General features: G+C 39.3%; 20 protein-coding genes. 6 read left to right on the top strand and 14 right to left on the bottom strand.

The features are described from left to right. The first annotated feature begins 24 nt into the window (after positions 1-24). The 3 genes from H5201_RS12525 to H5201_RS12515 all read left to right on the top strand — a co-directional run bounded on the left by H5201_RS12525 (position 25) and on the right by H5201_RS12515 (position 3,205). Positions 25-912, top strand: a complete 888-nt coding sequence (locus tag H5201_RS12525; protein ID WP_182784696.1) for a LysR family transcriptional regulator — start codon at positions 25-27, stop codon at positions 910-912. A 284-nt stretch (positions 913-1,196) separates the two neighbouring features. Continuing rightward, positions 1,197-2,432 carry a hypothetical protein gene (locus H5201_RS12520; RefSeq protein WP_220497170.1) on the top strand — a complete coding sequence of 412 codons (1,236 nt, stop codon included), beginning with the start codon at positions 1,197-1,199 and terminating at the stop codon, positions 2,430-2,432. Further along, positions 2,429-3,205: an alpha-ketoglutarate-dependent dioxygenase AlkB gene (locus H5201_RS12515; protein WP_182784694.1), complete on the top strand. Its 777-nt coding sequence runs from the start codon at positions 2,429-2,431 to the stop codon at positions 3,203-3,205. Before H5201_RS12520 ends, H5201_RS12515 begins: the two co-directional genes overlap by 4 nt. Before the next feature lie 95 nt (positions 3,206-3,300). Here H5201_RS12515 and H5201_RS12510 read toward each other — a convergent pair whose 3' ends face one another. From H5201_RS12510 to H5201_RS12450, 13 genes are all read right to left on the bottom strand, one after another. Beyond that, entirely contained in the window at positions 3,301-3,627 is a 327-nt protein-coding gene (locus H5201_RS12510; RefSeq protein ID WP_182784692.1) for a cyclic-phosphate processing receiver domain-containing protein, read from the bottom strand. 80 nt (positions 3,628-3,707) lie between these two features. Next, positions 3,708-4,805: a cell division protein FtsZ gene (locus H5201_RS12505; RefSeq protein WP_182719077.1), complete on the bottom strand. Its 1,098-nt coding sequence runs from the start codon at positions 4,803-4,805 to the stop codon at positions 3,708-3,710. Positions 4,806-4,883: 78 nt separating this feature from the next. After that, complete coding sequence (locus H5201_RS12500) at positions 4,884-5,858, bottom strand: YafY family protein (protein WP_182784690.1); 975 nt, start codon at positions 5,856-5,858, stop codon at positions 4,884-4,886. A gap of 15 nt (positions 5,859-5,873) precedes the next feature. After that, positions 5,874-8,444 carry a DEAD/DEAH box helicase family protein gene (locus tag H5201_RS12495; RefSeq protein ID WP_182784689.1) on the bottom strand — a complete coding sequence of 857 codons (2,571 nt, stop codon included), beginning with the start codon at positions 8,442-8,444 and terminating at the stop codon, positions 5,874-5,876. Then, positions 8,437-10,404, bottom strand: a complete 1,968-nt coding sequence (locus tag H5201_RS12490; protein WP_182784687.1) for a hypothetical protein — start codon at positions 10,402-10,404, stop codon at positions 8,437-8,439. Before H5201_RS12490 ends, H5201_RS12495 begins: the two co-directional genes overlap by 8 nt. Continuing rightward, positions 10,397-11,656: a hypothetical protein gene (locus H5201_RS12485; protein WP_182784685.1), complete on the bottom strand. Its 1,260-nt coding sequence runs from the start codon at positions 11,654-11,656 to the stop codon at positions 10,397-10,399. The genes H5201_RS12490 and H5201_RS12485 overlap by 8 nt, the downstream gene beginning before the upstream one ends. Positions 11,657-11,755: 99 nt before the next feature. Next, positions 11,756-15,079, bottom strand: coding sequence for a type I restriction endonuclease subunit R (locus H5201_RS12480; protein WP_182784683.1), 3,324 nt, complete (start codon positions 15,077-15,079; stop codon positions 11,756-11,758). Between the two features lie 51 nt (positions 15,080-15,130). Next, complete coding sequence (locus H5201_RS12475; RefSeq protein WP_182784681.1) at positions 15,131-16,690, bottom strand: restriction endonuclease subunit S; 1,560 nt, start codon at positions 16,688-16,690, stop codon at positions 15,131-15,133. Next, complete coding sequence (locus tag H5201_RS23205; RefSeq protein WP_259399689.1) at positions 16,680-16,802, bottom strand: hypothetical protein; 123 nt, start codon at positions 16,800-16,802, stop codon at positions 16,680-16,682. Before H5201_RS23205 ends, H5201_RS12475 begins: the two co-directional genes overlap by 11 nt. Then, positions 16,792-18,210: an ATP-binding protein gene (locus tag H5201_RS12465; RefSeq protein ID WP_182784679.1), complete on the bottom strand. Its 1,419-nt coding sequence runs from the start codon at positions 18,208-18,210 to the stop codon at positions 16,792-16,794. The genes H5201_RS23205 and H5201_RS12465 overlap by 11 nt, the downstream gene beginning before the upstream one ends. Continuing rightward, on the bottom strand, positions 18,200-18,793 hold the full coding sequence (locus H5201_RS12460) for a DUF1016 N-terminal domain-containing protein (RefSeq protein ID WP_259399688.1): 594 nt from the start codon (positions 18,791-18,793) through the stop codon (positions 18,200-18,202). Before H5201_RS12460 ends, H5201_RS12465 begins: the two co-directional genes overlap by 11 nt. After that, positions 18,786-20,489, bottom strand: coding sequence for a class I SAM-dependent DNA methyltransferase (locus H5201_RS12455; protein WP_182784677.1), 1,704 nt, complete (start codon positions 20,487-20,489; stop codon positions 18,786-18,788). Before H5201_RS12455 ends, H5201_RS12460 begins: the two co-directional genes overlap by 8 nt. Positions 20,490-20,691: 202 nt before the next feature. Continuing rightward, positions 20,692-20,937, bottom strand: a complete 246-nt coding sequence (locus H5201_RS12450; protein WP_182718278.1) for a YfhL family 4Fe-4S dicluster ferredoxin — start codon at positions 20,935-20,937, stop codon at positions 20,692-20,694. A gap of 230 nt (positions 20,938-21,167) precedes the next feature. Here H5201_RS12450 and H5201_RS12445 point away from each other — a divergent pair, with 230 nt between their 5' ends. The 3 genes from H5201_RS12445 to H5201_RS12435 all read left to right on the top strand — a co-directional run bounded on the left by H5201_RS12445 (position 21,168) and on the right by H5201_RS12435 (position 24,264). Then, the gene (locus H5201_RS12445) at positions 21,168-21,458 is read left to right on the top strand and encodes a helix-turn-helix transcriptional regulator (protein WP_149981911.1); all 291 of its coding nucleotides are present in this window, start codon (positions 21,168-21,170) and stop codon (positions 21,456-21,458) included. Beyond that, positions 21,448-22,740 carry a type II toxin-antitoxin system HipA family toxin gene (locus H5201_RS12440; RefSeq protein WP_182784675.1) on the top strand — a complete coding sequence of 431 codons (1,293 nt, stop codon included), beginning with the start codon at positions 21,448-21,450 and terminating at the stop codon, positions 22,738-22,740. The genes H5201_RS12445 and H5201_RS12440 overlap by 11 nt, the downstream gene beginning before the upstream one ends. A 744-nt stretch (positions 22,741-23,484) precedes the next feature. Then, positions 23,485-24,264 carry a hypothetical protein gene (locus H5201_RS12435; RefSeq protein WP_182784673.1) on the top strand — a complete coding sequence of 260 codons (780 nt, stop codon included), beginning with the start codon at positions 23,485-23,487 and terminating at the stop codon, positions 24,262-24,264. 128 nt (positions 24,265-24,392) lie between these two features. Here H5201_RS12435 and yegQ read toward each other — a convergent pair whose 3' ends face one another. Next, a complete protein-coding gene (gene yegQ / locus H5201_RS12430; RefSeq protein ID WP_182718275.1) occupies positions 24,393-25,775 on the bottom strand; it encodes a tRNA 5-hydroxyuridine modification protein YegQ in 1,383 nt (460 codons plus the stop codon). Between the last annotated feature and the right edge of the window lie 92 nt (positions 25,776-25,867).

Genomic DNA, 25,867 nt, shown 5'->3' with positions numbered 1-25,867 from the left:
TAATCCCATATTTTGAGTTAATTAATGATTGATAAAATCGAACTTCAGTGGTTACTCAGCTTTCAGTGCGTATATGAACAACTGAGCTTTAAACTCGCAGCCGAACAACTGCAATTGCCTACATCTAATGTTAGCCGCCATGTCGCGTTATTAGAGAAGCAACTTAATTTAAGGTTATTACAACGTACCACCCGAAAAATGATTGCAACGGCTGCAGGAAAACAACTTTATCAATCTATCACCCCACTGATACAAGCAATGAATGACTCGCTAGAAGAGGTGTCTTTGTATGGTGATTCTCTTGCCGGGCATCTTAAAATCATCATGCCTGATCTGCCTTTTTTAGCCGAAATAAGCGCAGAGTTTTGCTCTGTGCATCCACAAATACAACTAAGTTGCGATACGCAACTAAATCCAACCGAAGGCTTGTTAGAGGGATTTGATTTGGTGCTACGCTTTGGCCGTGGTCCATTGGACGATTCAGGTTGGGTTGCTAAAGAACTGCTGCGCTGGCCCAGTTGCATTGTTGGCGCGCCACAACTGATCAACAATGCGCCACCGCCTCGCTCGCTAGATGAGTTAAGTAAAGTTCCTTGTATTACTAGCTTATCAGTACTGCAAGGTATGCCTTGGCGTTTTAAACAGCAACAAGCAGTGCAAGTAAAATCTAATTTTAAAGTAAACAGTGGCAACATGGCCAAAGCCGCTGCACTAAAAGGGCTCGGCTATGCCATTTTACCCATTCATGCATGCCAAGAAGATATAGACAACGGCTCATTGATCAATATTAAACTCGACCATGAACCAGAAGATCTGGTGTTATACGCATTTTATGCAGGCAGAAAATACCCGCTAGAAAAGGTAAAAGTATTTTTAGAATTCTTAAAGTCTAACTGCATTGAGCTTACCTAAGATATCAATGCAATTAGAATTAGATGCACAAGTAAGCTAGAAGAAGGAAAGTATAAGCCCTCATATACAAGGTATCCCTCGATATGACACAATCGCCGGTGTAATGAGCCAAAAACACCTTAAAGTCATGCTTTCCCCTGTGATTAGAGGTATTAATAACCGCTCGTGATAATGGTTAAATATATTCTATAAAAGTTTTATTCATCTACTTGTAAATATTATAAAAGTAACCATATATCAATACTATAATGATTTAATAATTCATCAGCCGCTAGTAACAAAGGATGTATATTCACGCCGAAAATTCACTTTCTAACAGTAAAAATATACTCATTAATCTTACTGATCAAAATAGTAGCGATGCTAATTTAAATTACCTATTAACACACTTTTGTGGCACAACAATAACCTGCGCAGCTGATATTACCTGCGTTAATGATCCGCAAAGAATATATGTTATTGGCGATCTTGCAAAACTTGATAGCTGTTTTAATGAGCATGTTGAGCTGTTAGTTATTAAAGAATTTTCTCTTAATATTGAGCATATAAGTAATGCGACACTAACAACCATTAGCCATGGGCAAGTGCCATTAAATATTCACGGTGCGGGGGTTTATTATCGTAAACTGTTTAGTGATGAATGTGACTATTTTTCAAAAATAAAAGCCGAGCATGACTTTCAACAATTAACAGAGTCTAACAAACCATCAACCGCGCTGCGTAAAGGCATATACATCAGCAAAGTAACGCAAACTAACGCTAAAGACGAGCAACTGCATTTTCATTTACTACGCTGCTCTAGCAATTTAACCGGGGCTACCGACAACCTGCGTGAAACCGACCATCACGTTGTTAATTTGGTAAATGAGGCAGCTAAATATGACTTTACACAGCCTACCGACCTTAATCATGTATTGGCGCAGATTTATGAAAATAAAGCTAAAGATGAAAATAACCCAAAAGATGTTAAAGCAAAAATAAAAGCCCACTCAGATAAAACCAAAGATATGCCAAAAGCGGGGCTAATTGCTTTTTGTACATTTTACGAAAACAGTAAATTTGCTGAGCTAACACCATCAAAAACCGACACATTCGATTGGTGTTATAAAAAATCAAGCGCCCTAACTCGTTTAATCTTTAAGCTTAAACCCACGGTAACTGATGAATCATTAGTAAAAGAATTTACCGTGACTTTATACCCTAACTCGGTGTTTATTATTCCGCTGTCAACTAATCGCTTATATACCCATGAAATACGCCCTTCGGTATTAAACATCGATAAAATTCCTATTAGAATGGGCTATGTAATACGCTGCTCTAATTTAGAAGCGGTTTATACAAACGATAAAACCTTCATAAAAGAAAATGATGAACTCATTGAAATGAAAAATATCAATGACGAAAACATGCTTGATTTAAGAGATGCTTACTACAAAGAAAACAAATACCAAAGCCACGTTGATTACGGCACAGTGCATTTTAGTATGAACTCTGGCGATTATAAAAAGCCGATATTATGACCTTCCCGTTTTATAAAATAACCCTCCCTTGTGATGAGCACTTATTTGCTCATTTACAAGCGCATACCCAATTAGAAAATATAACGAAAGGTCGGCTAGGTAACACGCTGATTAAAAAAACCAGTGCGGGTATTCCCCTTGTTAGAACCACCAGCCAATATCAAAATCCAGCTCAAGCGTTTTTAACCTGCCACCAGCAAATTGTTGAGCATATAAATAAAGCGCTTAAACAACATGCATTACCAGAGACTGACTTTAACAATGCGTTGGTCGAAGTGTATGATGCCAGCTACAGCACCATGAAATATCACAGTGATCAGTGCTTAGACATTAAAAAACCTTCATGTATTGCGCTATTTTCGTGTTACGAAAAACCCGATTTATTAACTGATAAGCATATTAGAACTCTGCGCGTTAAACATAAAAATAGTGACGAGCAATTTGATATACTGCTCACACATAACAGTGTGGTGTTATTTTCAACCGATACCAATGAGCAGTATCATCATAAAATTATATTGCAAAAAACACCCAGTTTTAAAAAGGGTGAAATAGATAATAAATGGTTTGGCCTAACATTTAGAGAGTCAAAAACCTTTATCAAATTTAAAAACGGCCAACCCTATTTAAACAACGGCCAGCGGCTTACTTTCGCAACAGAATCTGAACAAAAACAATACTATAAGCTCAGAGGAGAAGAAAACAAAAGCCTTGAGTTTAACTATCCACCAATCAATTACACATTAAGTGCTGCCGATTTACTTGAGCCTTAAATATATTATTGAAAGTCGGTATGCCACTGGCTGCACTTACACCTGCGCCAGTGATATATAATATCGTCATAAATAATCCTGTTTAATTGTAAGATTTACGACTCGTTATTGCAGCGTTTAGAACCCTGTTGATTTCTAGCCAGTAAGTTAATTTGTGTAATTGCGCGCTCCATTTTTATGCGTGCTGAGCTATTAGCTGAGTGAACGGCTATTGCTGGTGGTACAAAGCCATCAATAAACACTGCCCGCTCAATCCAAAGTAAAACATCATAGCCAGTGCCTTTATTATCATTTCCTAAATCATGATCGAGGCTGAGCTGCTTTACTTTACCGGTCTTCAAAAGTTTAATCACTTCATCGGGCCAATAGGCTCGTAACCAACCGGCTGGAGTTTCCCTCTCATCATCTAAATATACGTTCATAGATTTATACCACTTAAAAAAGTATTCAGACTCTGAAAACAACAGCTAACAACCCTTTAAGTACAAATAGTGAATAACCGTTATTTCCCGGAGGGCGGCGGGGCTTGATTACGAATAAATGCGGGTATATCAAAAATATCTGAAGCTTGAGGTTTATAGATTACAGCATCTGGCTTTTTTAGTTCACTATTAGGCGCTTTATCATTAGGTTCAACAAGCATCTTCGCGCTTGCGCCCGTTGCTATGATCAACAGTTCGTAATTAGTTGCTAAGCTCTCAATTTTAGACACACCACAGATCACTAACGCATTAGGGCTAACTTGCTGGCGAACCGTGTCGGTGATGAGATTATAACTACCCAGTGAAATCTCATCTTTACAGTTTACTTGCACAATAACGCCGGTACTTGATGACATATCAACTTGGTTAACCAGCGGATTATTAAGCGCCCCATCAAGCGCGTTTGAAAGTTCATCTTCAAGATCGCACTTGCCTACACCTAATACGGCATCGCCTTGGCAATCCATAATTTTAGCAAAGTCGTTTAAATCAACGTTAATCAAACCTTGATAACACAGCATATCGATTAACGATTTTATTAATGAATGCAATATTTGGTTGCTGTGTTTAAATGCATCAAACAAGCCAACATCATTACCTAACACTTCAATAAGTTGATCATTAGGTAACGTGATCACCGCATTAGCATACTCTTTTAAGGTATTCAGCCCTGCTTGCGCTATGTTGCTTCTAAACTGCCCTTCACTGCTAAAAGGCAATGTCGCTACAAATATCACTGGCTTATTTTGCTCACGCGCAAGCTGCGCTATAAATGGGCTTGCGCCAGTGCCGGTGCCACCACCAAGCCCTGTTGCACACAATAAAATATCGCAGCTATTTATTAATACTAACAGTTGCTCTTTACTCTCTTGAGCAGCCTGTAGGCCAACCTCAGGATCGGCCCCAGCGCCATAACCATGAGTTAACTCAGCACCGATAAGCACGGCATCATCACTTTGTGTATGTTCGAGCACCACTTTATCGGTATTAACACTAAATAACTTAGCCTGCTTACTCTCTCGCTGCTCATAAATACTATTTAACGTATTACAGCCGCAGCCACCAATACCAAATACACCAATAGATAAACCATCTTGCTGCTCAATTAATTGAAACATAACCACTCCTTTCATCTTTAAAAGAAGCATAGCAAACAGGTGCGTCAAGAATTGACGCACCCAGACTAGCTAAGGTCATTAGAGGTAGTTTGTAGTAGCAGCTTTAAGCTTAGAAATAATTCTTTGCCGCAGCTTTTCAGGTTTAATAACCTCAAGCCAATGAGCACATTTAAGCAACTCATCAGTTAACTGCTCTGTATCAATGGTTTGGTAGGTGAGTAATACGTTTTTATCGTCAATCTGTTGCTTGTCAATCAGCTCGCCAAGTTCAATAAAACCTTGATTAACCGCCGAATGGCTGGGCACTTTAACAATTAACTCAATAGCTGATTGCTTCATGCCTTTATTAATAGCACTGCGTAACGATTTTAATTGCTCAGCAGTTGGCCCACGTCGTGTTTTTTGTAGTACCTGTACATTACGAATACGGTAAACCGGCATTTGGTAGCATTTATCGTGAAGTTGCCCCACCATAAACTGCACCATTAAAACACCGCCTTGCTCAACTAAGTTATAAAAACTCAATTCAGTAAACTTAAGCCAATGTGCCTCATTGTAAAGTACTCTATAAAGCTCAGCACTCACTGCACGTTTATGCTCAATCGCATGCTCAATTTGCGCAACTAAATGAGTATCAATATTCACCTTTAACGACGATTTTGGAAGGGTTGCAAGCCAGTCAGGTACATGGCCATTAAAACGCTTAAGAGCCTGCTCTGCTTTAGTATGCACAGAGCGTTTCACATCGCTCGGTACAGATTGCGGTAGTAGCTGCTCTAGCAGCAAATAATGTTCAGCGACTTCACTGCTCATTATTTTAGCGCTACCACCTCGCCACTGCGCATTGATAGACCAGCCATACGGTTTACTCCGCGTGTCTTTTTCAAGCCCAAAGCAACCTTGCTCGTAAAGTGATTGGAGGTCTCGCTGGAGCATGCGGGTTGAAAGGTCAAAGCCACGTTCAATTAATTGCTGTTGTAATTGTTGTGTCGAGATAAAGCTTGGCCCCATTGGCACAAGCTCGAGAATAAATAAATGACGATGTGAATTCATTAATAAACTTTTGTATCAAGGAGTAAAATCCGGTGCAGCTGAGCATAATTCATCATAATAATGTGAAAACGCATCATCTCGTTCACTTATAGGGATGACAACTCCATGTAATTGTGAGCGAAGTTGATCCCAGCGTGCATGCAATACCTGCCAATTATATTCGTCATAAGTTCCCTTAAATATAACCTGCTTAATTTCAATAAATGGAAGCTCTCCCCCTTGGTCTTGTTGCTCATAAAACTCTTTCTCCCAACGAGATCCGAGCCTATCAACACGACCTATTTGTTGCTCAACAACGCCAGGATTCCACTCTGGGTGTAATAAATATACGAACCGACAAGCTTGATGTAAATTTAACCCTTCTCTTCCAACTACTGACTGTGCAACTAACACATTAGGAAAACTGTTCTTACGATTAAAACCCAGCTGTAACATACGACGACTTGCCGCTGACGTATTCCCATACATTAAACGCGCCATGCCACCTCTAACATGTTCATACTCTTCTTTTACCCTTGCTTCTATACAGGGCCAAAGCTTGCTTGCTTCTTTTTCATCTAATTGACCATCACCATCGGCATCACCTTCATTTTCTGCTGTGACTGCCCCCATTAGATCTTTAAAACCCTGAGCAACTTCTTCAGATGTTAAATTAAAATCGCTTGAATCTGATAGCTCATAAATAGCACGAGTCATAAAGGTAAGAACAGAATGTTCCTCTGAGCAGGCTTGTTCAACAGATTTTTTAAATGCTTTGAAGAGCTGTTCACAACGTGTATCCAATAAAGAGATAGAGCGCTCTATATTTTCAATTAGATGCTGTTTAGTTTGGTCGACTTGGTTTGCATGTTTTTCATATTGACGTTTTAAACGCTCATTTATTTCATCAATACCCCAATTTAAACCAAGTTGCTTTGACGCAAATTTGGCCGCATGCACTTCAGAGTCATCATTTTCTTTATCACTGATATGAACTTTAGTTTGAGGCCAAAACTCGTTTTTATCTAGCCTGCGTAGCATTTCTCTTGCATTTAATAAATTAACTAATATCCTCATAGGCTTGGTCAACTTACCAAACACTAATGCTTTTTGACCCAACATTAAATTATTTTCAATTTCTGAAATAACTTTTAATAATGCAGGATGTTGATATAACGATTCATCTCCACTTGCATATACTTCAGTGATCTGTTTTTTCCACCAGTGAGCTCGTTGAAGCTTTTTACTATCATCATTGTTCAAATCATTTTCTAGCTCGTCATCGTCAGGGGATGAATAAGCTGAGTTATCAATAATTCCAGCAATCCCGTGACCATTAGCTAGTGTAAGTCGTGCTCTTTTTGAAGTCGCATCTTGCATAATTGAAGCAGCAGATAGTCCCTCAACAGAGCACACTATTTGCTTCCACTGCCCTGATAGTTCTTCTACTTTGATTTCAACCTGGGTATGCTTCCTATATGCATTAATTGGTAAATTTGAAACAGAGTGAAATTGTTGAATTGTTGGGTCTTGTCGCTTATCTCTTCTTAATAAATAAGGTTTTAACGAATTTTCAAACGCTCTAGCCGCCCGCTGAAAACTCAACCTAGATTGCTCATCAACCTTCCAATATAACTTGAGTTTAGCGACAGCTTTAGCATAGTTATCAACACTCTTTAAAATAGGCTGCTGATCAGATTCGGATAACTCAATTCTATTGAGCATTTGTTGCCATTGCTCAACATTTAACTCAACAGGTGTAGCCGTCATAGCTAACCGGCGACCATTATCATTTTGAATAATAATTTCATTCAAAATTCGGCTTAAGCTGCTGCTTTCACCTCGGCTTTTATGTGCTTCATCTATAACAACTAAGTCAAATGAACCGAGTCCTAAACCTACCGTTTTTTCTAACAAATCTCGATATTCACTTCCAGCAGAAAAATTATCCCCACCAAATGAATTTACACCCCATTCAAAGTTTTCAATGATGCAATTTAAAATTTTCTTTCTAGGATCATTATTCGATAGGTAATATGTTTGTTCAACAATTCTACGTGCGCAATATTCAGCATCCATATATTTTAGGTCTTCATGGCTATTGTAACCATTAGGTAACCTGTTATTTTTAGCTTTTCGCCACTGTGCATACACTTCTGGTAACAGTGCCCAACGACTTGAATGAGAATTACCACCAATGCGCCAATTCGCAAAATTTTGAGATAATAAAATAACCGACTGTTTATCCCAATGCTCTTGCTTATCACCATCAGCCCAAGCAGACATAAAACGCCAGAGACTATTTACTGTGAACTGTGGCGCTAAATCTGCTTCGCGTTCATTAAGCTCTTTTTGCCATTGATATCCTAATGTTGTGGGCACAATAATGGCTGTACGACCACCTGCTTGTTTAACAGCATGGATAAGCTCAACTGCTATTCGTGTTTTACCCATGCCGACTTCATCAGCAATAATTACTCCCGTGTCAGCTATCCTATTTAATATCGCATTTACACTTTCTTTTTGGGTTGAGTTCAAACGCTCATTAAATGCGAGAGTATGTTTTATTATTTCAGCAACCTTTTTCCAACCTAAAAAACTACTCACCTTTGCCTCCAAGCGTTATTAACTGATTCAATTCCAAACTATGTTCAATTTTTCTTAATAATGACTCATATAAACGACCTTGTTCAGTACTTGAATCTTCTGCAAAATGAGGTCTAAAAGGGGCTGCCCATAAAGGGGATAATGGATTAATATTAATTTCTTTAAAGTAAGAAATTGCTGCTGATTTACTCATTTGACAAAATATTTGCTCTAAACGATAACACCACTGTTCCCAGTTGAATGGATCTAGTTCTGTTTGTTTTTGTGCTATATGTTCAATCAATAACATCATTTTATTTATATGATAATTAGAACCTGATGTCTCATGCTGACAATTTAATGCCACTGAATGACTTTCATCTAGCACCTCGCCATCGAAACCGTCCTCTGCGGGCAAAGTAGGGAATGCGCCTAGTAAGTTCCATGCGTCATCTATCTCTAACTCAGGCAAAGCGGTTGCTGCCATTCGTCCAAACTCATCGAATACAGGTATATAAATGCTGTGCGTCTCATCTTTGATATTCCACGTAACTTTCACTTGCCTCGGAGTATTATCGGGCCAAATTATATTTTCACCTTTACACTCACACGCGTAATTTTCAGCGTACCAAACTTGATAGCCTTTTATATCATCAGTATTAGGTCGTAATAAGCAACCTGTCTTAGTTAAGCTACAAATAGTAAAATAACTTATCGGTGCAGCTACAAATTCACCTTCGAGTTCTGGCATCCCTTTCCCTGAGCACAACTGCGTAGCATCTGTAATAATCGTTTCTTCATCCCAATTAATAGGCAATTTATCACTAATGCAATTAGCTGAGTCATCTTCGCCATACCAACTCAATTCTTTTGGAGAAAACACAACTCCCGCTTCTAGGTTACCGCCATGCAAACTTGCTTTACTTAAAAAGCCAGGCGTTGTTAAATTTCCTGACCCTAAATACAACCATGATCTTTTGCAGATATCGTCATTTCCATTTTTGGCTGAAAAAATAAACTTTGCATGCAATGATCTTTGATAATTTTTACTTTGATAAACAGCATCGTAAGCAGGCCTAACTGACCAATCATTTGTATTTAATATATCTAAAGTTTGAGCGACTAGTTGACAATTATCAGGGTTGACATAAACATCTTTTTCAGCTGTTTTAGTTAAGAGACCAGCCTGCTGTAATACTTTTTCAATCTCAGAAATCACTTTTGGCACTTTGCTCTTATTATCTCCACCTTCATAAAAACCAGAACCAAGGGCTAAATAATTGCACTTTGTATTATTACTATGTGTTTTTATTAAATGTGGTAACTGTGTGATGAGTGCTTGCTTTGTATTATCAAAAAAGCGAGGTTGTACATTTTTTACTGGCTTAATTTCATCTAAAACATGTTGATAGTGTTTAAACCTTAACGCTGTTGCTGTTGCTTTATTTTCTATTCTTACGCTATTTAATATATCGATATTAAAAAAAGTTAAAGTGTGATTGATAAAATCATTTACCTTGGCAATATCAGTTTGCACTTGATGATCATCACTATAGGCTACTTCATAATCAATCGACCAAACCATATCTAAACTGTCTTCTATTGTTTGGCGTGTCCAATTCCCCGTAGACACAATAACCCTAATAATTTTTTGCTCTGTTAGCTTATTTTTAAATAGTAATAACGCTACTTTTGCATGTAATAATCTAAACTTTTTTTCTGTATTAGATTTAGCTGCTAAATGAACCAACCCAGGGCAGTCAACCGCAGATATCTGGTGATGGCTTGGGTCTAACATCATGGCTAAATAACCACTTCCTTCATAGGCTCTTTGTGATTTAATTGTTTGCGTAAACTTATCAAGTGCATCATTAAAAAAGTGAGTATCTGCAGAATATCCAGTCAACAAGCCAAACTCACCAATACAATCTGTCGGTGGCACAAAATAAGCCGATAAAGAAAGTGGTAATGGATTACTCATCAGCTTTCTCCTTTTTATTTAGCCACATATTGGGCTGCACATTAAAGTCAATATTCAGTAGATACAAGTTCCTAAAACGAAATGAAACGCCTTTTGGAAATAAGCTTTCTGTTTCGCCAGCGTCGCTGGCATCTTGCTGGACTCCACCAAAAGCAGATCCTTTAATAACAGCTTTATCTCTTACTTTAAGTACTAAATTATCTCTTTCAACAACACTTAAAATAATTAATTCATCCTGACTTTGTAAGCATTCACGTGCAAAACTCAGCGCTAATTTATCAGGTGTAGGATCATGGCTTAAATTAACAAAACTAGTTGCTGCCGACTTCACTCTGGTTAATGCGTTTTGTAAATCTAAAGGAGTGCCTTTACGTAAATCTAAACTCCCCGACTTTTCATTAGCAACTGCGGTTTCAATAGCGTCTAATAACATCATCACACTATCTCTGAGTATGAAAAAGTAAGCTCCGCTTTTTATGTCTTTAAAATGTAAGTCTGTTAATTCTGATGGTTTTCGCCAATTAATACATGGGTTTGTATTTATATTACTAACCCACGTTAATGCATTTCTTCTTCGAAGTGCAGACTCATCATTACCAGAAACCAAACGGTCTTTTAAAATAGCTGTAGCGTCTGCCGCTAAACTATAAATTGGCGCTAGCGCCTGTATTAAACCACTCACTCTAGGATTTCTATGATTGCCTAGCACCCACTTAACTAAAAAATTAACAATACTACTGTTATGGCATTTAAGATTAGCGCAGCCGGCAATAACTAACTTCAATCCGTTGTCGTTCAAACTATAGCTATTAAATCGCTCTCCTTGTGATTCAACTAACCCAAGCCCTGGTAATAATTGCACAGTAGCCATACGCATAGGCTGTGTTACATAATAATTGTTAGCGCCAACTACTTTATATGATAAATCTTTTGCACCTGCTAACTTGGAGTTTCCCCTTAACCTTTCATCAGACTGCCAATTATTTTTTTCAAACGACAAAATACAGCCGAGCGCTTCAATTGCATTTGCAACTTGTATGTTACTTACCTGCTTACCCTCTAATCTTACTTTTTCAGCCACATGAATGCCCAAACAGGCTAAAAAAACATTTTTACTAAATTTTACCCCACCTAAATTAGGTACTGCCAAGTCATTAAATGCACGTACAGCAACTGCAAGACCCAAGGTGCGAGTGCGTCGTTCAGATTCAAGTTTATCAGGGCCAAGTAGACCCCAGTTTATTATTGTCATGTAAACCTTCTTAGGCCGTTATTTTATTAAAGTAAATAAAAAGCACTCAACCGAAATCTTGCAAACTCAGTCAGCAAAATAAACGAGTTATCGGCTGTTTTAAGCCTCTTTCTTTGCTTTCACATTTTGCGCTTGTTCAAATATTTCTTTGTACACTTCATCGCGGCTTATTGGCGGGTATTTAAATTTAGCCAGTAATAAAATTAGCTCCACTTTAAGTGATGATTTAATATCGTCTCGGTTTTGCCAATCTACAAATTTCACTTTGTCGTCCACAATGACTTTTACTGCTTGGGCGAGCTCTATTAGCTTATCTTCGGGGTAGTCAAAGTCGTATTTAACCGCTAACATTTTTAACGCGTCGTAAAAGCCTTTTTCTTCAATATCAATGCCTAGCTCGTCGCCGGCGTTCATTTCGTCGCGTACGCTGTAAATCATATCAACCATGCTTTCTGAAAAGTCATCCAGTACGCTACTTACCAGTACGTCATCTTCTTTGCGCTCGTTGTAGCGCTGTACTAGCGATTCAAAGCGTTTAGTAAAATCGATACCTTGGGTTTGGTTTACTTTTTTAAGCTCACCAATGGCCTTAGCTAACATTTGTTGAAGTATTTTAATTTTGGTATTGGGGAGTTTTATTTTTTCTATTTTAGCGATGTAGTCATCATTAAAAATATCAATTTCGCCGCCGTCTTCATTGCCGAGTTTAAATACTTCCTCAACACCGTCGCTTTGCAGGGCTTCGCTTATCATTTCGCGCACTTTAGCGTTCATTTGCGCGGTGTCGGGCGCTTCGCCTTTGGTGAGCTTGTAAATAATCGAGCGAATAGCGAGGTAAAAGTGAATGTGGTTACGCTCTTTTTCGTTAATTTTTTCACTGCCACAACATACATCGTAAGCGGCTTTTAAACGCTTAACTAAATCCATAAAGCGCTTTTGGCGTTTTTCGGTAATTAGTGCAAACTCAGCAGCGTGGTTTAAACAATTTAACTGTGCAACCGCTTCACCGCTAAAGTATGGGCGGCTGTCAAAGTTATGAAATAACTGAGCAAGTAACGCCAAGTGGTTTTTTACTTCAATCACCGAGGCGGTAATGTCTTCAAAGTTGGTTTCGTCAGTTTTTGAATACTGCGCAAGAGCTTTATTCATTTGCGATTTAATACCAATGTAGTCAACCACAAGGCCTTTGTCTTTGCCTTCAAACTGGCGGTTAACCCGCGAAATAGTTTGTATTAAGCTGTGCTTTTGCAGTGGCTTATCTATGTACATGGTGTCTAAAAATGGCACGTCAAAACCGGTTAACCACATATCGACCACTATGGCTATTTTAAAGTTTGAATTTTTGTTTTTAAATTGCTTATCAAGCTCTTTACGCGCGTCTTTACTGCCTAGTAAATTATATAAACGTTCAACGTCATCTTTGCCACGCGTCATCACCATTTTTACTTTTTCAGACGGTGCTGCAATACGGCCTTCGCTAATAGCGCGCTTTCGCTCGGTATCAGATAGTTTTTGAGCGTCATCGGTGTCAATTACATCAAACCAGTGTGGGCGGAGTTCTTCTAATTCTTGATAAAGCTGATAAGCAATACCACGCGAGCTACACACAAACATCGCCTTTCCTGCGACCGTAGAGCACTCTTCAATACGTTTTTCGTAATGTTCAACAAAGTCCCTTGCTAATACACGTATGCGGTCAGGATCGCCTAAAATGCTATTCATGTTAGCGGTAGCTTTTTTACTGTCTTCTATTTGCAGCTCGTTACTGCCTGCATCGGCGCATTCTTTGTAATAGGCTTCAATTTCTGCCAGCTTGCTGTTGTTTAAGCACACCTTGGCAGCGCGGCCTTCGTACACAATGCGTACAGTAATTTCATCTTTAACCGACTCAGTCATGGTGTACGAGTCAACCACTTCACCAAATACATCTAAAGTCGCGTCCACTGGGGTGCCAGTAAAACCAACATAAGTAGCATTGGGCAGTGAGTCGTGCAGGTATTTTGCAAAACCAAAGGTTTTTCTAACTCCGGCATTAGGGCCTTTTTCGGTAATGGTAACCTTTTGATCAAGATTAACTTGGCTGCGATGTGCCTCATCAGAAATACAAATAACGTTAGTGCGGTCAGTTAAAAGCTGGGTGTCTTCGGTAAACTTATGAATAGTCGTTAAAAATACACCGCCACTGTTACGGCCCTCTAATAACTCACGTAAGTGAGTACGGCTGGTAACAGTTTTTACCGTGTCATCGCCAATGTAGGTTTTAGCATTACCAAACTGCTGCGAAAGCTGGTCGTCTAAATCGGTTCGGTCGGTAATTAAAATAATGGTGGGGCTTTTAAGTTCAACGCTTTTCATCAACAAGCGTGTTAAAAATTGCATGGTGTAACTTTTACCGCAACCCGTTGCGCCAAAGTACGTACCGCCTTTACCATCGCCTTGTGGCTTTAAATGCTGTTTTATGTTTTCGAACAGCTTATTAGCCGCATAATATTGCGGGTAACGCGGCACAATTTTTATTTCTTTTTTGCCAGCGCTTTTATTATCAGAATCAGGGAAGAATACAAAATTGCGCATTACATCGCGCAAGCGCGCTTTATCAAATAAGCCCTGCAATAAGGTATGTAACGAGTTAATCCCCTCTTGCGCTGTCAGCTCTTGCCCCGTTACCTTACCCCACGAGTAAAAAAACTGGTACGGCGCAAATAAGTTACCCATTTTATTGTTTACGCCATCGCTTATAACGCACAAGGTATTAAACACAAATAACTGCGGAATAGCGCGCCTATAGCGAACAGTTAACTGCTCATACGCTTCAAATATTGGGGCTTGTTCGCGTATTGCGCTTTTAAATTCAAACACCACCAGCGGTAAACCATTTACATATAAAATGCCATCGGGAATACGCAGTTCTATGTTGTCGTAACTTGTGGGGCTTTGTATTTCTAACTGGGTAACAAAGCGGTAAATGTTATCGTCTTGTAGGTAAGTCACACTGGCTTCATTCACATTATCCAATGTCGCTTGTGCCATCGCACTGCCAGCTATTAAGCTACTTTTAATGCCTTGCTCAACATTGTCGTAATCAAGCAGTTGAACATACAAATCTTTTTGCGCTGCACTGCCTGCCACCATGCCTCGCTCACGGCTCAGTAAAAGCCCATCACTCAGCCACTTACAAAAGGTTTTGTTACTCTCGTATAAATCACTGGCTGGCAGCTTTTCAAGCTTTGCGATAATTGAGTCTACTTCACCCGTGGTAATATTATTTTTAGCATAACGTTTGGTTAAAAAAGCCCGTAAGTCGTCTTTAATTAATACCTCACTATTATTACGGCTCAGCTCACCACCTAGTAAATGCGGGTAGCCTTGCTCGCCCAATAGCTCAACCACCGCGTGTTCTAATTTGGCTTCAGTAAATTTCATCAAACATCCTTATTCTTGTTATTTTAAATGGTTAAGAGCTCAGTTTATGTATTAATCTGCTGTTTCTTCATCAGTGGCTACATCAGGTATTTGTAGTTCGCCAGAGATGAGTTTAGGTAACAAAGTGTCTCGGAGTTTTGTTAACTCGTTAATTTGACGGCTATTAAGAACTATTTTTTCACTAATACTAATTAATTGAGAATTTAAATGGTTTAGTGCTTTGCTTTTAGGTACTAAAACCCACTGTTCAGAAACAGTTTTTCTGCTGAGCTCTGTTTGGCCTGTACTCCCATGACCAAGAGCTTCTATTTTGTCTTCAATTGATAACATCATCTGTGCAAATGAGTACACCGGATATATTTCACTATCGGCTCTTACAACTGTCACATGGGAGTCAACAACAGTTACTTCATTTAAGTACTTTACTTGAGCCATTCTTCCGAGTGTACCAACACCTGTTGAGTTAATAAGTAAATCACCAACATTGAGTTCTCTACCAGTAATTTTTCGTAACTCGGTATTATTTCTCCGACACGGAGTGAAGTTAACTTCATGATTACGGATGCACTTTTGATTTATTACCTGAACACCACCTTCTTCTATATATTTAGGTGAAATGCCACGTCTTAATTCAGTCGTAATTTCTGAAAGCTGATTCATTTCCCAGCCTTTTGGTATCCAGCCTAGTTGTTCGTGGTGTTCGAACTCATTGGGGAAGTGAGCGTGGGTGTTGGCGTGTTGCGCTAATATTTTAGGGTTGGCGTTAAAGTTTGCTTTAACGGGTGTTTCAGCGGCTTTTTCTGATACTTGCACTGCTGCTGGTGTTGGTGCTTTTGTTTGTGAGAGTGCTTGTAACTCATGAGCAAGCGCACTGAGTGACGCTTTGCACTCTGTCGCATTGTGTAAGCTGTTTAGTGCCGCTAAGCGGCGCTGTGCTTTTTGTTTTAACTCATCAGGCAGACTAGTTTCAAGGTTTTCTAATTTAAAATCAACGCTGGCAAGTAGGTTGTCGAACACCGGATCAAAATCAACAAACCAGCTTTTAAACAGCGCCTGCGCCATTTGTTCAAGGGTTTGGTTGGTTTTTTGGTTGAGTTCAATTTTGTTATCAATCGCTAATAGAATCTTTACAGCATTAACTTGGTAATATTCTGGAGGAAATTTTACACTTAAATTTCTTATGGCATCTATGGTTAATGCTTTTTGGGCAGAACCAATCATTACTGATGACAGTTTATTTTGACCGAAGTCGGACTTTAACCAATAAGCTAAAAACCTAGGATTGATACCGTTAAATTCACTTAGCCAAAGAATATTCCCATCTTTAAAGTAGAAATTTTCCTCTTCTTCAATAACGTAAGGTTGACCGGCACGATTACCCACTGAACTCAATAATAAATCTCCTTTTTGCGGAGATCCGAACTTGGAATCAATCTCTTCGAATCGCTCTTCTGAGATATAAAGATCGTAACTCGAAAAGACACCAAGAGCTTTATCTATAACGTCTTTAGAACGCCAAAATGGTATACCATGCTCAACATATTCGCGAGCAAAGATTCTTTTACTAGATTTAACAATGCACCTATGACCTAGCTTAAATTCACTCCCCATACCCCAGTGCCTCCAAGTTTTTACGGATGGCTTTCTCAAACTCATCGCTTTGGTTCATTTGGCTATAAAGCGTTTGGCTAAATGCGAGTTGTTTATATTTATTATTTTTCATTGTTTAACACCTGCCAATATCCGTCTTTTTTTGATCCGATCCGCTTGATTACGTTATGATCTTTTAACCATTTAATATGACGTTCAACCGTTGCCGTACCTAAATCAAGCTTTTTAGCGAATACCTTTGTAGACAATGAAGGCGCTTGCTTAATACACGTTAACAATGGTTGAATATTTTTTGGAATAGCAGTTTGATGATTTATTCCATCACTTATTCCATCACTTATTCCATCATTTATTGCTAATACTTCATTACTCTGGTGTGTTTTTCTTGGGAATTCCCAATCGATAAAATCGCCTGACTCAGAGAACACAGGTAAACCGGTGTTCGCCTTGGTGCAATACTCTTTTATTCTTTGTATACCGCTGCCCCATTGCTCAACTAAGTCCAGCTCCTTAAACACTCTTGCAATCACCGTATTGCGGATTTCAGAGCGCCCTTTTAGCGCATCATGCATAGTTAATCCATGTGGTAAACCGCCCGGAGAAACAATATTTACAATATCATCGTAGATACCTATTTTTATATCTCGTCCAAAATTGCTGTAATCTCGATGCATCACTGCATTGAGTAATGCTTCTCGAATTGCAGGAAATGGGATCTCAAAGGTATCAGTACGTTGCAACCCCAGTACCTCTGCGCGTAAATGAAGATGGTTTTTTATAAATAGCTCTGCGTTTTCTATTTGCTGAAAAAGATCACCCGTGTACTCTTTTTTATCTAAAAAGATAGACATTGTGTTGCCTTTAAATCGGCTACATTTTATTTCTACATGCTCATAAAAGCCTAATAAGATCAGCAAGCCATGTGTGGGGTAAAGCGTATTATTATCGTTTTTGACTAGTTTTAAACTTAATAACTTTTCTGGTGTTAATGGTTTACCATGCGCTGCAAAACGTTGTTGAAGTGGCGTTAAATCAAGGGTTGATAAATCCACTTCATAATTAATAAGTGAATCAAAGCTAATATGGTTACGCTGACGTTCAAGCTCTATCACTTGCGCCTGACTGACTACGCGATTAGTCGCACCAATACGTTGATAACAACCCAACTCTTTGCCCTTACTCTTTAAATAATAAGGGAGTAATGCTCCGCGCTGCACTTCTATCACTAATAACTCAATCCCGTTAATATTCTCTATATAAATATTAGGTAATAGCGTAGGTGCAACCAGTTCATGCATTGTTGAGCTAATTTTATCCATTAATTCAAATAGGTCAAAATGTTGCAAGCCTATCAGTGTTCTATTATCAGAAACGCCTATAACCAGCTTTCCACCCGCAGAGTTGGCAAAAGAGATAATGCTTTTAACCCACTCTTTACTGGTTGGCAATTGCACTTTAAATTCTAAATTTTTGCTTTCACCTTTTTCTATTTCAAGCAATAAAGGGTGTTTATTTTCCATTGCATCGCTCTCCATGATTCTGCGTTTCCACGATTTTGGAGAGCACTTTACAAAGCTCTAATAAAAACTGTTGTAGGGTATTTATAATACTTTGCTCTACGGGTTGTTTATTTTTACTTGAGAGTAAACGTTCGTAGTAAAGTGTACCAATTTGGCGCTCTAAGGCGCGCGCCGACCAATTTTGTAAAATGGCTTCATCGCGATACCAATTGCGTGCAGTTGAATTATCAATCCGTAATAGGGTGCGATAATGCGTCCAGCTTAATTCGAGACGCACTGCGTCTTGTTTTTCAAAGGCGAGATAAAAGCGGCGCATATTACGCAGGTTGGTTATGTCAAACCCCTTACCGTAGTCAGTGGTGAGTTGCTGCGATAACCGTTTTAATGATGCTTTACCATAAGCTGCGCGTGTTTCACCGCCTTGTTCATCTTCTACAATTAAGCGCCCTATTTGCCAATACGCTTGTAGCATGGCGGTATTTACGGGTTGTTTAACTTGCCCACGGGCTTGCTCAACAATACGGCGAATATCAACTAATAAGTGCTCGTTTTGAGTCGATGGGTGTTCTTCACTGTTAGTCATTACGTTCTTCACTATCGCGCTTTTCAGCAAAACGTTCTTCGCCATAGCCTAAGGCCTGTAAATTTTTACGAATAGCGTTATCAAGTTCATCGGCTTGATTCATTTGGCTATAAAGGGTTTGGCTAAGTTCGCTCATTTTAGTTTCGAACGGGATGCCGTCGTCTGCAATATCAGCAGCGCCGACATAGCGCCCTGGAGTCAGTACGTAGTCGTTCGCTTTTATGTCGCTCAGAGTGGCTGATTTACAGTAACCGGCAACATCCGCATATTCTTGCTCTTGCTCTTTATTTGCGCTTTGCTCTTTACTTGCGCTTTCTCGCTCCGCGTTTTGTGTGGCAAGCTCTTCGCCGCGCCAAAGGTGGTAGGTTTGTGTAATTTTAGCTATGTCGTCGTTGGTGAGCTCTTTTAAAGTACGGTTTACCATAGAGCCTATTTCGCGAGCGTCTATAAATAGCGTTTCGCCTTGGCGGTCACGGCGTTTTAGAATGCCTTTTTCGTTATTACCGCGTTTATCTTTACTTATAAACCACAAACACACTGGAATTTGCGTGGTGTAAAATAGCTGCCCTGGTAGGGCTATCATACAATCGACTAAATCGTTTTCGATTATTTTTTGGCGAATATCGCCCTCGCCACTGGTGTTAGAACTCATTGAGCCATTAGCCAGTACAAAGCCTGCGGTGCCATGCTCGCTGAGCTTTGAGATCATATGCATGATCCACGCATAGTTGGCATTACCGGTAGGCGGTGTTGGATAACCTGCCCAACGGGCATCGTCGACTAGCTCGTTATCGGCGCGCCACTGTTTTTGGTTAAACGGTGGGTTTGCCATAATGTAATCGGCTTTTAGGTCGGGGTGTTGGTCTTTAAAAAAGGTGTCGCCTGCTACATCACCTAAGTTGCCCGAAATACCGCGCACGGCTAGGTTCATTTTTGCCAATTTATAGGTGGTGTTAGTGTACTCTTGCCCATAAATAGACACATTTTTTTGATTACCGTTGTGGCTATTAATAAACTTAAGCGATTGCACAAACATACCGCCCGAGCCACAACAGGGGTCGTAAATTTTGCCTTCGAATGGTTCAATCATATCGGCAATTAGGGTAACAATTGATTTTGGCGTATAGAACTCGCCCCCGCCTTTGCCTTCAGATGCGGCAAATTTACCTAAAAAGTATTCGTAAACACGGCCAACGAGGTCTTCTTCTGTTTTTTCGTTTTGGTTGGCAATGGTGTCGATATTATTAATGGTATCGATAAGCGCTGAGAGCTTACTGGCATCAAGCCCTAAACGTGAAAAGTAGTTGTCGGGCAATGCGCCCGCGAGTGATTTATTGTTTTTTTCAACCGCGTGCAGGGCGGTATCTATTTTAACGGCTATATCGCCTTGCTTGGCGTTGATTTGAATATGCGACCAGCGTGCGTCTTCTGGTAGGTAAAATACGTTATCCATCGCGTAAAAGTCGACCATGTCGATGTATTCGTCACCGTATTCGCTGGCAATGGCTTTTTTACGCCCTTCAAACTTGTCACTAATAAATTTAAGAAAGATTAAGCTTAAAACAATGTGCTTATATTCGGCTGATTCAACACTTCCGCGCAGTTTATTGGCGGCATCCCAAAGGGACTCTTCAAACCCGACTTGTGTTTTTTTTGCGGCTTTTTTTGTTGCAGGCTTTTTTGATGCAGCGTCCATGTGGTCTCTCTTTGCAAGAATATCAATATAAATTATTAGCTTATCATACCGCAAAGGTCGTGCTTTTTTGAGTGTTAATTATAAAATATATGAGGAGGTTTTTATCGATAACAATACGCAATATGCGAGCAGTTTAATTGTTGCGACAGTGTCGCAACTTTAGCCTCGTAACCCGATGAAACATAAAAAACCAATCAACAAACTAACCCATCAACCTTACATACTTCTCGGCCAGTTCATCTATACTTTCACGATGAGCGGGATCGGGCTTTATACAATCTATCGGGCATACACTCACGCAGGTGGGTTTGTCGTAATGGCCTACGCATTCGGTGCACTTTGCAGGGTCGATTTGGTAGATTTTAGCGCCCATATAAATGGCTTCGTTAGGGCATTCTGGATCGCACATGTCGCAGTTAATGCATTTGCTGTTAATTAGTAAAGCCACTCTCTAACCTCATTTATTAGAGCTAGTACTTCTAGCATAAATTTGCAGCCGTAAATTATGCATTTTATTTCGCGTTTTCTTGTTGATCTCAATCAATAAAAATCATATTAGGTAATCCGCATTCAACCATTCACTTTACAACTAAAAAATGGATACTATAATATCCATTAAGCTCATAAAAAAGCAATTTTGGCTATAGTAATGTCCAATCAAGTTCGTGAGGTGCTATTATTAATTATCTATTATTAAGCGAAGGTGATGTGCAGCAAGCCTTTGCTGAGCATCTAAAAGAATGTCGCAAAAAAGCAAAAATGTCACGCGAGGCGTTAGCTAAAAAAAGCACAGTACCTGCTTCTACAATAAAAAAGTTTGAGGTTACAGGGCTTATTTCATTCAGACAGCTATTGCTTTTGTGGCAAACACTCGACGACTTAACTCGTTTATATGACTTAACAAAAGTGCCAGCTCAAAATAAAAATGCGCCAACGTCTATTGATCAGGTGTTAAACAATGGCCTTTAAACCCATAGATAAGCTAGAAGTAAAACGTACACTTTCAGATTCATCAGAATTAATGGTGGGTGTACTTGCTCAAAATAGGCAAGGTGTTTACTTTCAATTCGAGGAAAGTTATTTAGACACATACGGTAATCTTTCGCCATTCTCACTCGCCTTTAATAGAGAGGTTCAGTTAGCACCTAAAACCCCACACAACGGGTTGCATGGGGTCTTTTCTGATTGTTTACCTGATGGGTGGGGGTTACTTCTACAGGACCGCGTATTCAGACAAAATAATATAATGCCTAACTTTATTACCGCTATGGACCGCTTATCTTTTGTTGGCCATTCGGCTATGGGCGCATTATCGTTTACACCTGAAACTCATTATGATGGCACAAATGACAATGAGGCTGGCCTTGCTACATTGGGTCAACAAGCTCAAGCAATATTTGACGGGCAAACAGAAGAAGTACTTTCTGCGTTAGTAGCTGCTGGCAGTTCCGGCGGTGCACGACCTAAGGCTCAAATTTATTTTCCTGACAATAAGATACAAGAATGTAGAACTAAGCCTAAAACGGGCGATGATGCTTGGTTAATAAAGTTCACATCCAAAAACCTCGCTTTAGGACATGAGGAAGGGTTATGTGAAGCTGTATATTTGGATTTGGCTGAACAAACGGGATTAAACCCACCTCAGAGATTACTGGTACCCGCCCCTGAAGGAACCGGTGCAAAGCAATGGCTCGCCTTAAAGCGATTCGATAGGTTTAAATTAATGGGTGATAAAATGGGCTGCAAACATATGCATAGTGCATGTGGCTTGCTGGATGCTGATTTTCGCACACCTTCATTAGATTATGAGGATTTAATTAAAGCGAGCCGTGTTTTATGCAAATCACCTGCTGCAGGGCAATTGCAATTTCGTCGAGCTATGTTTAATTTATTTAGCTGTAATCAAGATGACCACAGTAAAAACTGGGCTTTTTTACAAGAAGATTCAGGTGAGTGGGATTTAGCGCCTTTTTATGATGTAACTTTTAGTCCTCATCCTTTTAACGAGCATGCGACTTCATTTGCCGGATTTGGAAAAAACCCACCACTAAAAGCGATTCAAAAGCTGGCCTCTGCAGCTGGTTATGCAAATTGGAAGCAGGTACAAGTGATCATATCTGAAATAGCAGAGATTATTTTCAACTTTAAAGACACAGCTAAAGCACTCGGCGTAAATAAGCAAACGATTAACTTAATAGAGCAACAGCTTGATAATACGTACGCCATGAATAAGCATTTAACTGGTCGCTAATTGTATTCAGCTAATAGCACTTACAAATCAATTAGATTTTCTCTACAAATTTGGGGTTGCAATTTTTACTCTAATTGTTCAAAAACCATATAATTTAGTCGGTAAAGATCTTGAATCAATTATCTGCTTTGTAATTTCATGGTTTTATCTTATTAATATCTGTAGCAGTTGTAGGTGGGAATTGAATCGCAGGCAATGCAATTTTAATAATCAAAAACAAATATCGTAATAGCTATCAAAAATCTGGTCATAGAGAGTTAGTCCGTGTAATGCTAGTTTTAACAACCTCTTAAAAAAGTGATTATAACTATTATGATAAATTTTACTTTACGACCCTTTGTATTACCCAGTTCTTTGCTGTTTTCGACAGTAAGCTTGCCCTGCATTTAACGCCCCAATTTATTGGGTTAACTAATCTCGATTATCGACAACGAATTACATCTTCTTCAGTAATTCCAGAATTTGCCATGCAGTTATAGAGTTCCTATCGACTCAAGTTTCCTGCACGGCTTAACTAAAAAACAGTTAAATAATTAATATAAATATTTTTTACAGAAAAGGTCTAATTAGTGATAATCACCTACTGAAGTGCTGGTTTTGGGGTTAAGAATAAACCTAAGGAACTAAATTAAGTAACGACGTGTATTTTAAGGGCGACTTTTTCTGATTACTATTTTTACGCAACTATTTTATAATACTAATGGAGTCAACAACTTAAAAAATACATATGATGATTGGAGATAAATGAGTAAAGAAAAGTTAATAGAAGTTAAAGATGACTTAAATATGCTATCGCCTATTTGCTACATTACCAAGTCAATCAACTGGCTTATTGGCAAAGTCTTTAACAACTTTAAAATAAGTTTAATGGTTTATTTAATTGCTTACGTTATTGCTGTAACGGTTGTAAATATACCGATGCTGGACTTTACCCGCATGCAGAAAATATATATTAGCGTTTCAATACTGGGCTTACCACTTTGTTTGTTCCTTGCTTATATTTTTATAGGAATGGTGTTATTAGCATTATTTGCAAGCAACCCTAAAACCCGCCTTAGTTATGCCATTATCTTAATCGTTATCGCTTTATTTCCATTTATGGTGATCGCAATGGCTGATACTCGTTTACTCCTCATTTTTGGCGTTTATTTATCTGCGGCATTAATTGTTATTAATATGATTATGCTACCAAATTTGGCCTATAAATATAGGGAAAGGCTTATAAAGCACGCTTACTTGTGTATGCCCGTAATTCTTTCAATTGTTGCATTTACTTGGTTTGAATCATCACAGGGGTTTTCGTATGGGCGTATTGATCGCGAAAATTTCACAACCAGCGATCATCAACGTGTGGTTCCTGTCAGTAAATCTGGCGCACAGGGTACGCCTTTTTATACCTGTGATGTCTTTGTTAATTTCAACGGATACCAGTATGAATTTCAAGATATGATCATACCTAGTAATGGCCACATTGAGTATATTGAAGTTCGACAAGCTGTTTTCCAGCACTTTCAATTACGCTAATGTCTATTGAAAGTGATACCGCGGCTTTGTTTTTCGGCATCACTTTTTATAGGTAATAATCAACCCAAAACTTGGATGATAGATAATTAAAGGTGTTGAAAGCATTAACACCTGTTGTTAACTACAAGCTAACCCGCGATTTGTTTAAACGGATTGCGGGTGTCTTGGTTTTCATCTAGGTTGCGCATAAGTATGGCGTGTTCTAAATCGATATTGTCGGGCAGTGGAATTTTTACTATATGCCCTGAGCCTTTGGCATCGGTAATTGCCTCGCCTTTTTTGTTTTCCATGCATTCAAGGGTAAAGCTAATATTACCTTTTGGAGTCATTAGCTCTAATGAATGACCCACACAAAATTTGTTTTTAACATCAATCTCTACCAAGCCATTGCTATTTCGCCCTAATACTTCGCCGACAAATTGCTGCTTAGTCGATACCGAATGGCCGTATTCGTAGTTTTGATAATCTTGATGGGCGTGGCGCTTTAAAAAGCCTTCGGTGTAACCGCGATGGGCTAGGTTTTCTAATGTTTTAAATAAATCAGCGTCGAATGGTTTTCCTGCTGCGGCATCGTCGATTGCTTTACGATAAACCTGTGCTGTACGCGCAACATAATAAAACGATTTAGTCCGGCCTTCTATTTTTAAGCTATGCACGCCCATTTTTGTAAGCTGCTCTACGTATTGCACGGCGCGTAAATCTTTTGAGTTCATGATATAAGTGCCGTGTTCGTCTTCAAACGCTGGCATGTATTCACCCGGGCGGCCTTGCTCTTCAAGCATAACAATATCATTACTTGGTGCGCCGTCGCCAAGAGTAGGAATAACCTGCTGAGGATCAAATTTGTGCACCATTTCACCGGTTTCGTTTTCAACGCCCGGTTTTACATCGTATTCCCAGCGACATGCATTGGTACAGGTGCCTTGGTTTGGATCGCGTTTGTTTATATAGCCTGATAACAAACAACGGCCAGAATACGCCATACATAATGCGCCATGTACAAATACCTCTAGCTCGGTTGCTGGGCAAAGCGTGCGAATTTCACTTATTTCTTCAAGTGATAGCTCGCGGGATAAAATCACCCGCTCTATGCCTTGTTTAGCCCAAAACTGTACACTGGCATAATTTACAGCGTTTGCTTGTACTGATAAATGAATAGCCATATCAGGCCATTTTTCACGCACTAACATGATTAAACCCGGATCTGACATGATCAGCGCATCTGGCCCCATCGCAATTACTGGTTCAATGTCGCGTAAATACGATTTCACTTTGGCATTGTGCGGGGCAATGTTTGATACCACATAAAACTTTTTATTCAGCGCATGCGCTTCATCAATGCCTATTTTTAACGTTTCCAGATCAAATTCATTATTACGTACTCGCAAGCTATAACGAGGTTGTCCGGCATACACCGCATCAGCCCCATAAGCAAAGGCATAACGCATGTTTTTTAAACTGCCAGCTGGTGAAAGTAACTCTGGGGTAAACGAGGTAATAATTGACGACATGCGCGCTCCATACATAAAACTGGGATCAAGCCAGTGGCATGAAAATAACCTGAAAATCAGATCAAGTAATAAAGCGCGGCAGTATATGGTAC

Source organism: Pseudoalteromonas sp. SG43-6, from assembly GCF_014164365.1.
GTDB classification, from domain to species: domain Bacteria; phylum Pseudomonadota; class Gammaproteobacteria; order Enterobacterales; family Alteromonadaceae; genus Pseudoalteromonas; species Pseudoalteromonas rhizosphaerae.
This window is presented reverse-complemented; position numbering and strand designations above follow the sequence as displayed.